Below are 12,077 nucleotides of genomic sequence, written 5' to 3' on the forward strand. Positions count from 1 at the left end.
ACCCGCAGTTTCGAGATCGCTCACGCTTCGACGAGCCCCTCCCGGATCGCGAAGCGTGTCAACTCGACCCGATCATGAATCCCCAGCCGCTTCATCATGCTCCACGAGTGATTCTCCACCGTCTTCACCGACAGATGCATCACCTTCGCGATTTCCTTCTTCGACAGCCCCTGCGCCACGTACCGCAGCACCTCTACCTCGCGATCCGTCAGCGCCGTCACGCGGCTCTGCACCTGCGGCGCCAGGCGCACCCCCTCCGAATCAATCACCAGCCGCGACTGCACCTCCGCCGAGAACGCCGTCTTCCCCCGCGCCACCGCGCGCACCGCCCGCGCCACCGATTCCGGGGATTCGCCCTTCGTCAGATACCCCATCGCCCCCGCCGCCAGCGCCGCCTCGATGTACCGGTCGTGCGAGAACGCACTCAAGAACACGATCCGTGTTCCCGGCGAGCGCGCCAGGATCGTCCGCGCCGCGTCGAACGCCGCCACCCCGGGCATGTCCACGTCCATCACCACCACGTCCGGGTGATGCCGCAGCGCCTGCGTGATCGCCTCGTCCCCCGTCGCGCACTCCGCCACTGTCTGCAGGTCCGTGCTCTGCGACAGCAACTGCCCCAGCGAGCGCCGGACCAGCGCATGGTCGTCCACCACCATCACCCGGATGACGTCGCTCATCGTCCGCTCGCCCCCGTCGCCTCGATCGCCGCCCGAAGATCCGACAGCTTGAACGGCTTGCGCACCCGCGCGACGCCCGACACCGCGTCTTCCCGGTCGCCCTCGCGCCGTTCCTGCTCCGTCACAAAGACCCACCGCACGCCCGGCGCCCCCGGCTCGCGTCCCGCCCCACGCCACGCCTCCGGCCCGGGCCCGGACACGATAAGGTCCGCCCCGCCCTCCGCTCCCGTCGGCATCGACCCCGACACCGTTACCTCGAACCCCAGCGCTTCCAGCATAGACGCCAGCAGTCCGCGCACCATCGCGTTCTCTTCCACGACCATCGCGCGCCGCCCCGCCCCCAGCCCCACCTGCGATTCCGGCTCCTGCGCCGACGCCGTCTCCGGCGCGGGCCGCGACGGCAGGTACACCGTGAAACTCGCGCCCTTGCCCGGCGCCGTCTCCAACTCCAGCCGCCCACCATGCTCCTCGATCACCCGCCGCGCCGTCGGCAGCCCCAGCCCGGTGCCCTTCCCCTCCGGCTTGGTGGTGAAGAACGGCTCGAAGATCCGCGCCCGCACCTGCGGGCTCATGCCCGAGCCCCAGTCCTGCACGCGGATCATCGCCTCGCCGGACCGCGCCCGCCCCGCCTCCAGCCGCACGCGCCCGCCCGGGGCCGACGCGTCCGCCGCGTTCATGAGCAGGTTGATCACCACCTGCTCGATGTGCGATTCCTGGGCGTCGATCCACACCGCGTCGGCCTCCGTCGTCTCCACTTCCAGGCGCAGGTCCGCCGGCGCCATCCGGCGGAACAGCCGCGCCGCCGACGCCACCATCGGGCCCACGCACGCCCGCGCCGTCCCCGACCGACTCCCCCGCGCGAACGACAGCAGCGAGTTCGTCACGCCCGTCGCCTGCCGCGCCGCGTTCTCCACCTGCGACAGGCTCTCGCGCGCCGGGTGCTCCGCGGGCAGCGTCGCCGTCGCCAGGCTCGCGTACGCCCGGATCGCCGTCAGCAGGTTGTTGAAATCGTGCGCCACCCCGCTCGCCAGCCGCCCGATCGCCTCCATCCGGTCGGCCTGGCGCGCCATCTCCTCGCGCCGGCGCAACGCCTCCTCCGCCCGCACCCGCTCCAGCTCCGCCGCCGCCCGCGACGCGAACACCTGCACCAGCACCAGCAACTGCGAGCACTCCGCCGGCAGCGGGCGATCGTCCAGCACCGCCACCAGCCCCAGCACCTCCCCGCGCGACGAGATCATCGCCGCCCCCGCGTACGAGTCGGCGCCCAGCTGCGCCAGCACCGCGTCCTCCGGGAACGCCTCCCGCGCGCCCGACGGGAACACGCACACGTCCCCCGCGTGGATCACCCGCTCGCACGGCGTGCCCCGCAGGTCGTACTCCAGCGTCTCCAGCACCCGCTCGCGTTCGCACAGCGCCACCGTTCGTAGCCGCCCCCCCTCCACCCGCTCCGCGATGAGCGCCCAGCGCGTCCGCATCGCCCGCACCAGGTGCAGCGTCAGCGACTCGAAGAACGACTCGCCCGTCGATGCCCCCTCCGCCAGCTCCCGCAGCGCCAGCTCGCGCCGCTTCGCCACGTCCGTGTTCCGCGTCACGCCGATCAGGTGCGTCAGCGTCCCGTCCGCCCGGCGCACCCCGCGCGACGCCGCCGTCGCCCACACCCGCGACCCGTCCGCCCGCACGAACCGGAAGTCGTGCGACACGTCTCCGTCCCGACGCGTCGCGCGTTCCAGTGCCACCCGCGTCGCTTCCCGATCCTCGGGCGCCACGTGCTCCATCATCGCCGCGTGCGTCGCGAGCCCGTCCAGCGCGGGCATCCCGAAGATCGCCCCGAAGTCACCCGAATGCCGCACCGCGCCAGTCGCCAGCTCCAGCTCCCACCACGTCAGCCCCGCCGACCGACGCGCCAACTCCTCCTGCTCCGCCCGCCGCCGCAGCATCGTCCGGTGCCGCGTCCAGTCCAGCGAGTTCCGCACCGCCCGCGACAGCAGGTCCGCGTCCAGACGCCCTTTCATCAGGTAGTCCTGCGCGCCGCACCGCAGCGATTCCAGCCCCGTCGATTCGTGCGGCCCGCTGCTCAACGCCACCACCGCCACGTCCGGCGCCGCCTCCGCCAGCGCCGTCACCGTCTGCGTCCCCTCCGAGTCCGGCAGGTACAGGTCCACCAGCACCACGTCCGGCGCGTCCGCCCCACGCACCGCCTCCAACGCGTCCGTCAGCGTCTCCACCACCCGCACGTCCGCCGCGCGGCCCGAGCGCAGCAGTTCCTCCAGCAGGTGCGCGTCCGCCTCGTTGTCCTCCACGATCAGCACGCGCAGCGTGCTCACGTCGTGCTCCCTTCATGGTCCGGCAGCGTGAACGCGAACACCGCGCCCCGCGGCGTGTTCGGCTCCACCCAGATCCGCCCCCCGTGCGATTCCACGATCCGCCGCGCGATCGCCAGCCCCAGCCCGCTCCCCCGCGCCCCGTTCCGCCGACGAAGCCTCGTGAACATCTCGAACACCCGCTCCCGATCCTCCGCCGCGATCCCGTCCCCCTCGTCCGCCACCCGGAACTCCCACCCCTCCGTCCCCCGCGACGCGCTCACCCGCACCGCCCCCGCGCCCGGCGGCACGAACTTCACCGCGTTCCCCACCAGGTTCTCGAACACCAGCCGCAGCAACGCCCCGTCCCCGCACACCCGCGGCAGCGCCTCCACGATCACCACCGCGTCCCCAGCCTCCGCCCCGTGCGCCCGCACCGCGCGCACCGCCTCCTCCACCAGCGGCCCGGTCTCCACCAGCCCGCGATCCAGCCCGCCGCCCGCCCGCGCAAACGCCAGCAGGTCCGCCACCAGCGTCTGCATCCGGCTCGCCCCGTCCCGGATGAACCCCGCCCGCTTCACGCCCTCCGCACCCAGCACCCCCGCCTCGCCCGCCAGCAGGTCCGCGTACGTCCGCATCGTCCGCAGCGGCTCCTGCAGTTCGTGGCTCGCCATCGCCGCGAACCGCTCCAGGTCCGCGTTCGTCCGCGCCAGGTGGTCCATCGCCCGCCGCCGGTCCGTCACGTCGATCATCGTCCCCGCGATCACCACGCGCCCGTCGGCTTCCTCGCGACGCACCCCCGTCGAACGCACCCAGCGGTACCCCGTTCCCCGCAGCCGCACCCGATACTCCACGTCGTACCGGTCCCCGCGCTCAACGCACGCCGCGAACCGCACCTTCACCGCGTCGAGGTCGTCCGCGTGCACGCGCGTCCGCCACGCCGCGGCGCTCCCCGTCCACTCGTCGATGCCCGCGTCCCGCCCCGCGGCCTCCAACTGCCCCGTCATCCGCACGACGTCCGCCTTGACGTCGTATTCCCAGATCAGCGTCCCCGTGCCGCGCAGCGCCCGCTCGTACCGCAGGCGCGTCTCCTTCAGCGAGGCGATCGCCCCGTGGTGCCGCACCGCCAGCGAGACGATCTCCGCCGCCGTCTCCACCAGCCGCACCTCGCGCTGCCCCGGCTCGCCGGGCGTGCCCCGGTACATCGCCAGCGTGCCCACCGCCCGCCCGTCCGCGCCCACCACCGGCTCCGACCAGCACGCCCGCAGCGCGTGGCGCGACACCATCTCCGCGAACGGCGCGCACCGCGGATCGGCCAGCATGTCCCCGCTCACCACCCGCCGCCCCGTCGCCGCCGCCACCGGGCACACGCCCAGGTCGTCGCGCACCGGCAGGTCCGCGGTCATCGCCGCCGCCGCCTCGGGAAGGCTCCCCCGGTGCGCCAGCCGCAGCCGCGTCCCGTCCTCGCTCATGAGCGCCACCGTGCAGATCACGCCCGGCTCGGCCCGTTCCACCGCCCCGCACACCGTCGAAAAAATCGTCTCCAGCGGCGCGTCCTCCGCCACGTGGTGCAGCGCGCGCCCGTACGCCTCGGTCAACTCCCGCCACCGCGACTCCGCCCGCGCCGCCTCCTCCTCCGCGCGCCGCAGCGCCGACACCTCGTGCAGCGTCGCCAGCCGCGCCCCGGGACGCAGAAACTCCACCGGGTGCGACGTCTCCACCAGCTCCACCATCTCCCCGGTCGCCCCGCGGATCAGCCGGCGCACCCGCGACGCCTCGGCCCCGCTCGCCGACGCCTCCGCCCCGCAACCCGGCAGCGCCCACGTCTCGGGAATCGACCCGCCCAGCAGACGCTCCGCCGCGCCGTTCAGCCCCAGCACCCGCCCGCTCCCCGCGTCGTACAGCACCATCGGGTCCGGGCTGCGCTCGAACAACGCGCGGTAGCACTCCTCGCTCCGGCGCAGCTTCTCCACCGCGACACGCCGCTCTTCGTCCACCCACGCCGCCAGCAGCGCCCGCGACAACTCGTGCGTCACGCTCTCCAGCGTGGCGATCTCCGCCTCGTCCCACGCCTTCGCGGGGCCGGGCCCGCCGTCCGCCCGGTCCATCGTCACGCTCGCCCGCAGCCGCACGCCATCGCTGATCCCGACCTCCACCCACGACGCGCTCCCGCGCGCCCGCCACCACCCCGCCGCCTCCGCCTCCGCCGCCCCCGCACCCGCGCGCGAGGCGTCCAGTGTGACTCCCGCACGCAGCGCGTCCGCCACCGCCGCCCCCATCGCGCGCCGTTCGCCCACCCCCAGCAGCCCGCCCGCCCCATGACCCGCATCCGGGCTCAGCGAGCACGCGCCCAGCACCGCCGTCGAACCCTCCGCCATCTCCCACACGCACACCCGCGCGCCGCCCACCAGCGCCGACAGGTCGCGCGCCGCCTGCGCCATCAGCGCCGACGCCGACATCCCCTCCGCCTGCCCCGTCGCGATCGACCGCAGCACTTCCATCCGCGCCAGGCGCCCTTCCGTCCGCCCGCCCACCGCCGACAGCCGCTCCACCTCGCCCAGCAGCCGCTGCGACTGCGCCGCCGCCGCCTCCATCCGCCGCCCCAGCACGCGCCGCGTCCGCAGGCACGACACCACCGCCGCCGCCGCCACCGCCAGCGATACCCCGCACACCACCCACTCGCCCGCGTTCATCACCGCGGCCCGCCCCGGCACCGCCGCACGCCCCTGCACCAGCGTCGTCCCGCGCGCAGGGGCCGCCCCCCGGGCCCACGCCGGTTCCGCCACGATTGCCCACACCGGCGCGCACGCCCCACGCGTCCACGACGGATCCGCTGCCCCCCGCAACTTCCCGTCCATGCCCGCGCAGCATACCACGCGGGTCCGCGCAGACGCCCCCGCATCACGCGCGCCCATCGATGAAAACGCTTACGACTTGATTTTCACGCCCACGCCCGCCGCGTGAAGACCGACTTACGTCCCCGCCTTCGCCTTCGCGCCGTCCTCCGCGCTCATCTTCTCCACCCGCTCGATCGTGATCGGCGCCTCCGGCACGTCGCCCATCCCCCGACGCGTCGTCGTCTTCACGCCCACGATCTTGTCGACCACGTCCATCCCACGCACCACCCGCCCGAACACCGCGTACCCCGCCCCGTCCCGCGGCTCGTCAAGGAACCCGTTGTCCTTCACGTTGATGAAGAACTGGCTCGTCGCCGAATCCGCCACGTTCGTCCGCGCCATCGCGATCGACCCGCGCACGTTCTTCAGCCCGTTCTTCCACTCGTTCTTGATCGGCGGGTTCGTCTTCTTCTGGTTCATGTCCGCCGTGAACCCGCCTCCCTGCACCATGAACCCGGGGATCACGCGATGGAAGATCGTCCCCGCGTAGTGCCCCTCGCTCGCGTACTTCTCGAAGTTCGCCACCGACAGCGGCGCCTTCTCGCTGTCCAGCTCCAGCACGATCTCGCCCAGCGTCGTCGTCATGCGCATGTACACGTATCGCTCCTTCGCCGGCGCCTGCGGCGTCTCCGGCTTGGCTTCCCCAGGCTTTGCCGCCGGCTGCTCCGGCTGCGATGACGGCTTCGCCGTCGACGGCTGCTCCACCACTCCCGGCGACGTGCCCATCTCCGCCAGCCCCACCCCGCCACAGCACGCCACCACGCTCAACACACCCGCGATCCACCCGGCGCTTCGCATGGATTCCTCCTTCAACACGGCCCGCCAAGTGTAGGGTCCACCCTCCCGCCTTCCGACCCCCGAACCGACCCGCACACCCCGCCCGCCGCGCCCGCTACCCTCACCCCGTGCCCAACCCGGTGCCTTCCCTCGCCGCCTCCTGCCTCTTCCTGGCCGCCGGCGCCTGCTCCGGCCCGCTCCCCGTGCGCCTCCTCGGCCCAGACCGCCCGCAGACCGCAGGGCCCTTCGACCCCGTCGCGCTCCGCATCCACCCGCTCACCCACATCGAGCGTGGCGGCCCGGGCGTCGGCCCCGACGAGTGCCTCCTCATCCTCCACCTCGAACTCTCCGACGCCTACGCCGACCCCGTCAAAGGCCTCGGCTCCCTCACCGTCGAGCTCTTCCGCCCCGGCGCCGGCCCCACCCCCGGCATGGAATCCCAGTCCCGCCGCTGGGCCGTGCCAAACTTCTCCGACCCGCCCGCCAACTCCGCACGCTTCGACCCCGCCACCCGCACCTACCGCGTCCCGCTCGTCGTCGAAGCCTGGGTCTTCGACTGGCTCGACCCCGCCAACGCCCCCCTCCGCAACGGCGCGCCCGCCTGGGTCAAGGTCCGCGCCGTCCTCGAGACCGCCGATGCCGCCGGCGCTCCGCTCCTCCTCGCCGACGAGTTCATCGTGCAGCGATAACCAGCCGCCACCACGCCTCCGCCCGCTTGCGGCCCTTCAAAACGCCGATATGCTCGGTCCTCCCCCTTTCCGAGGACCTCCGCATGCGTTACTCCGCCGCCGTCGCGCCCGCGTCGTTCGCCCTCGCTCTTGCCGCAATCCTCGGCGCCTGCACCGACGCCCGCCTCGCGCGTGACGCCGCCCCGGATCCCACGCCGCGCCCCCTCGCGCCGATCCCCATCCCACGCGACGGCGCCGTTCCTTCCCGCCAGCCCGTCATCGACCTCACCCAGCCCGACGCCGTCGTCCGCGGCTCCGCCCCCGCCGTCCGCTTCGACTCGCGCCTCCACCCCAACCCCATCCAGGAACCCGACCCCGTCGCGCTCCCGCGACGCATCCGCGAGGTCCTCCCGCCCCACCCCACCGCCCCCGCCATCGACCTCGACGCGCCCAACGCCCTGCCCGTCGGCGGCTCGCTCGACGAACACCGCACCAGCGTCGTCCAGACCTGGCCCTCCATCGGCGCCACCGGCTGGAATCCACCCGATCCCACGCTCGCCGTCGGGCCCAACCACGTCCTCGCCACCGTCAACATGCAGATCGCCTGGTACTCCAAGTCCGGCCAGGTCCAGTTCTCCGTCCCCCTCAACGACACCGGCAACCCCGGCTTCTTCGAGACCGTCGGCGCCCGCGGCTTCACCTTCGACCCCAAGTGCCTCTACGACCACCTCGCCCAGCGCTTCGTCGTCATCGCCCCGGAGGTCTACTCCTCCACCGGCGAGGCCTACATCTGCATCGCCATCTCCGACGACAGCGACCCCAACGGCGTGTGGTTCAAGTACCGCACCGACGCCGTCATCACCGTCGGCACCGATACCTACTGGTGGGACTACCCCGGCTTCGGCTACGACGCCAACGCCTATTACGTCACCAGCAACCTCTTCGGCCTCAACATCTCCGGCTTCGGCGGCACCGGCTTCCGCATCTTCGACAAGACCCCCCTCCTCACCGGTCAGCCCGCACAGTTCTCCACCCTCCGCCAGACCGGCGCCGCCTCCGTCCAGGTCGCCCAGCACTTCGGCGCCAACCTCGCGCCCTTCTTCGTCTCCATCAACTCCTCCTCCTCCCTCCGCATCCGCGCCATCACCAACCCCCTCACCAACCCCGTCATCGTCAGCACCAACGTCACCGTCCCCTCCTTCGCCGGCCCCGTCAGCGGCCCCACGCCCGGCGGCACGCTCAGCCTCGTCGACAACCGCATCATGAACGTCCACTGGCGCGACGGCAACCTCTACGCCTGCCATAACACCAGCCTCAACAACCGCAACCTCGCCCGCTGGTATCACCTCCGCACCAACAACTGGCCCGTCTCCGGCGGGCCCACCCTCGCCCAGTCCGGCTCCGTCGACGCCGGGCCCGGCCTGCACTCCTACTTCCCCGCCATCTACTCCAACAGCAACGGCGACGTCGGCGTCGTCGTCGGCGTCTCCTCGCCCACCCTCAACGCCGCCGTCGCCGTCGCCGCACGCCGCAGCACCGACCCCCTCAACCGCATGGGCGTCCCGGAGATCGTCAAGTTCGGCGACACCGGCTCCAACGGGCGCTGGGGCGACTACTTCGACATCGCCGTCGACCCCACTGACGACACCACCTTCTGGGTCATCGGGCAGTACCAGCAGCCCAGCGGCTGGAACAACTGGATCACCTCGTTCGCCGTCGCCGACGACCCCGTCTGCCACCCCGTCCCCGACGACGCCGGCCAGCTCGAGTCCCTCCAGCAGCGCGCCGTCGACGTCCTCGCCAACGACTGGCACTCCACCAACCTCCCCCTCACCATCCAGTCCTTCCAGCCCACCAGCCAGCGCGGCGGCAGCATCATCCGCTCCGTTGGCACCGGGCCCGGCGGCCGCGACCGTCTCCTCTACACCGCCCCCGCCAACTTCAACGGCACCGACTCCTTCACCTACACCGTCGCCGACGCCAACAACCAGACCGCCACCGCCGCCGTCTCCGCCTTCGTCACCGACCCCTCCACCTACCGCCCCGCCGATCTCCCCCTCGCCGCCGGCGTTCCCGGCGTCGACGTCGACTACTACGCCCTCCTCGGCCCCACCGTCCTCCCCGACTTCTCGCTCCTCACCCCCTACGCCGCCGATGTCGTCCCCGCGGTCGACTTCGCCAGCACCGATCAGGACTTCGCCACCTCCGCCCGCGCCGACAACGTCGGCGCCGTCTTCCGCGGCTACATCGCCATCACCTCGCCCGGCTACTACACCCTCGGCCTCACCTCCGACGACGGCTCGCGCCTCTTCCTCGGCGACACCCTCTTCATCAACAACGACGGTACCCACGGCATGGTCGAGGCCACCAACTCCGTCGGCCTCCAGCCGGGCCTCCACCGCGTCCGCATCGACTTCTTCGAGGCCGGCGGCGGCGCCGGCCTCACCCTCGCCGTCGGGCCCTTCGGCGGCACGCGCACCATCCTCGGCCCCGCCTCCTGGCGACGCCTCGCCTGCGCCCCCGACTTCAACCAGGACGGCAACGTCGATCAGGACGACATCGCCTGCCTCGCTCAGGTCGTCGCCGGCGATCCGTCCTGCTCCACGCTCGACCCAGACTTCAACCAGGACGGCAACGTCGACCAGTCCGACATCGCCGCCCTCGAACAGGTCATCGCCGGCGCACCGTGCCCCTGAGGGAAATGATCAAATTAACAAATGGTCAAATGGTCAAATGAACCAAGAACACATGTCAAATGATCACATGAGCAGAGCGCACTAGCCCAACGCACCATCCGGTCCTCTATTTGTCCATTTGTCCCTTTGCCATTTGGCCATTTGATAATTTGCCCTTTAACCATTTGTCTCACTTCCCCACCCGCTCCAGCGCCGCCAGCAGCGCCCGCTGCCCCGCCTCGACACCCGCCAGGACGCGCGTGTTCTCGCGCAGCGCCTCGACCGCCACGTCGAGCCCGCGCCGGTCCTGCATGAGCCGCTCGTGCATCTCCGCCAGTTGCCGCTCGCGCGACGATCCCGACCGCCGCTCGCTCAGCCACAGCCACGCGATCAGCCCCGCCGTCCCGAACTGCGTCAGCAACGCCACCGCTTCCGCTTCCAGCATGGCTTCTTCCTTTCGGTCGGGCCGGGGCCATTCAGGCCCGTGCCGTCTCGCAGCCCCATCCCGCGTCACAGCTTCTGGAACACCGCCTCGTACGCCGTGCTGAACACCCGCCCGCGGTCCACCGCCCCGTCCTCCGCGAACTTCACGAACGACATCCCCGTCCACGTCCGCCCGTGGTCGTCCACCAGCGTCCCGGGCGTGGGCGTGTCCTGCACCTGCGCCAGCACCGCGTCGCGCAGCCCGCGCAGGCCGCTCTCGCTCCCCGACACCAGCCGCCCGCGCACCACCACCACCCAGTCGATCGGCCCCTGCGCGGTGCTCCCGCCCCCGATGCCCCCCTCGAAGTAGTCCACCGTGATCAACTGGCCCCGCGGGCCCTCCTCGAACCGGTGCGGCCCGCTCCCGAACAGGTTCAGCCCCTTGAACGTGCTCATTTCTCGTCGCCCCCCACCTCAACGACCACCGGGTCCGCCGACCCCGTCGTCGACACCGCCGCCAGCGTCACCGTCCGCGTCGCCCCCGCGCCCCGCACCTCGTGCACCGCGCGCAGCACCACGCACGTCGCCCGCACCACACGCCGCCCCACGTCGCTCGCGCCCGCCGCCGCCGAGAACTCCAGCGTCCCCTGCTCGCCCGGCCGCGGCCCGGCCAGATCGCTCGCCTCCAGCTCGAGCACCACCGTGATCGTCACCCGCACCTCCGGCGTGTCCGCGAACGTCGCGTACCGCCCGCCGTCGCCGCCCTCCACCACCGCACGCGCCGCGTGGCGATCAACCGCCACCGACCGCACCCCCGCCCAGCGCACGCCCGCGAACGTCACATACTGCGGACTGATCACCAGCATGTCGTCACCTCCCGGCCCCGCGGGCGGCCCCCGCGCACCCGCCTTTACCCCCGCGCCAACTGCCCCCCGCCCAGCGCACGCACCACCTCCGCCACCCCGTCGCCGTTCAGGTCCAGGTGCACCCGCAGGCGCGAGCGCTCCGCCTGCGCCCGGCGCAGGTACGCCGCGGCCCGCTGGTTGTGCGCCGACGCCTCCGCGCTCCCCGCCCCCGCCGCCGCGTAGATCACCGCCAGCGCGATCAGCACCTCCAGGCGGCAGAGCTCCGCGCCGTTCAGGATCGCCGTCTCGTCCGCCTCGTCCGCCTCGCCCGCCGGCGCCTCGCCGGCCGCGTGCACCCCCGCCAGACGCAGCACCGAGCGGTGCGCCCACGCGATCTGCGGGCGGAACGTGCACACGTACCCCGGACGGTCCGACGCCGGCGTCGGCGCCGCCGCCGGGTCGGCCGTGCTCGCCCGCGGCACGCTCACCACCGCCTCGGTCGCGCCCAGCAGCGACACGATCTCGCTCGACACCCCGTCCACCGTCACGACGTACCCCGCCCCCACGCCCTGCGTGTCCAGCCCGCGGTCGCCCAGCAGCTCCAGCGACGTCCCGCTGATCGACGCCACCCCGCTCACCAGCGTCTGCCCCGCCCAGCCCAGATCGCGGAACAGCAGCGGCTCCATGATCAGCAGGTCCCGGTCCTTCGCGTACATGCCCGTTCCTCCCCGCCGCCCCCGGCGCGCACTCGTTCAACCCGTCGCCGAACCACTCCGCCAAGCCGCGCCCGCGCGCCGTCGCGCGCGGGCCGGTGC

10 protein-coding genes are annotated in these 12,077 nt (G+C 72.7%); 2 read left to right on the forward strand and 8 right to left on the reverse strand.

The window, feature by feature from the left end; all coding sequences use genetic code 11:
- Window positions 1-20: 20 nt before the first annotated feature.
- The 4 genes from SFY69_06085 to SFY69_06100 form a co-directional block, all read right to left on the reverse strand.
- A complete protein-coding gene (locus tag SFY69_06085; protein MDX2131600.1) occupies window positions 21-677 on the reverse strand; it encodes a response regulator transcription factor in 657 nt (218 codons plus the stop codon).
- Window positions 674-3,001 carry an ATP-binding protein gene (locus SFY69_06090; GenBank protein ID MDX2131601.1) on the reverse strand — a complete coding sequence of 776 codons (2,328 nt, stop codon included), beginning with the start codon at window positions 2,999-3,001 and terminating at the stop codon, window positions 674-676. The genes SFY69_06085 and SFY69_06090 overlap by 4 nt, the downstream gene beginning before the upstream one ends.
- Window positions 2,998-5,835, reverse strand: coding sequence for an ATP-binding protein (locus SFY69_06095; protein ID MDX2131602.1), 2,838 nt, complete (start codon window positions 5,833-5,835; stop codon window positions 2,998-3,000). Before SFY69_06095 ends, SFY69_06090 begins: the two co-directional genes overlap by 4 nt.
- 114 nt (window positions 5,836-5,949) lie before the next feature.
- On the reverse strand, window positions 5,950-6,672 hold the full coding sequence (locus SFY69_06100) for a peptidylprolyl isomerase (GenBank protein ID MDX2131603.1): 723 nt from the start codon (window positions 6,670-6,672) through the stop codon (window positions 5,950-5,952).
- Between the two features lie 107 nt (window positions 6,673-6,779).
- Between SFY69_06100 and SFY69_06105 the strand changes: the two genes are divergently transcribed.
- The gene (locus SFY69_06105) at window positions 6,780-7,340 is read left to right on the forward strand and encodes a hypothetical protein (GenBank protein ID MDX2131604.1); all 561 of its coding nucleotides are present in this window, start codon (window positions 6,780-6,782) and stop codon (window positions 7,338-7,340) included.
- A gap of 83 nt (window positions 7,341-7,423) precedes the next feature.
- Complete coding sequence (locus SFY69_06110; protein ID MDX2131605.1) at window positions 7,424-10,015, forward strand: PA14 domain-containing protein; 2,592 nt, start codon at window positions 7,424-7,426, stop codon at window positions 10,013-10,015.
- A 169-nt stretch (window positions 10,016-10,184) separates the two neighbouring features.
- Here the strand turns inward: SFY69_06110 and SFY69_06115 are convergent, their stop codons facing one another.
- The 4 genes from SFY69_06115 to SFY69_06130 form a co-directional block, all read right to left on the reverse strand.
- Complete coding sequence (locus tag SFY69_06115) at window positions 10,185-10,439, reverse strand: hypothetical protein (GenBank protein MDX2131606.1); 255 nt, start codon at window positions 10,437-10,439, stop codon at window positions 10,185-10,187.
- 65 nt (window positions 10,440-10,504) lie between these two features.
- On the reverse strand, window positions 10,505-10,873 hold the full coding sequence (locus SFY69_06120; protein ID MDX2131607.1) for a hypothetical protein: 369 nt from the start codon (window positions 10,871-10,873) through the stop codon (window positions 10,505-10,507).
- The gene (locus tag SFY69_06125; protein MDX2131608.1) at window positions 10,870-11,283 is read right to left on the reverse strand and encodes a hypothetical protein; all 414 of its coding nucleotides are present in this window, start codon (window positions 11,281-11,283) and stop codon (window positions 10,870-10,872) included. Before SFY69_06125 ends, SFY69_06120 begins: the two co-directional genes overlap by 4 nt.
- 44 nt (window positions 11,284-11,327) lie before the next feature.
- Complete coding sequence (locus SFY69_06130) at window positions 11,328-11,978, reverse strand: hypothetical protein (protein ID MDX2131609.1); 651 nt, start codon at window positions 11,976-11,978, stop codon at window positions 11,328-11,330.
- Window positions 11,979-12,077 lie beyond the last annotated feature (99 nt).

Source organism: Planctomycetota bacterium (assembly GCA_033763975.1).
Taxonomy (GTDB): Bacteria; Planctomycetota; Phycisphaerae; order Phycisphaerales; family UBA1924; genus RI-211.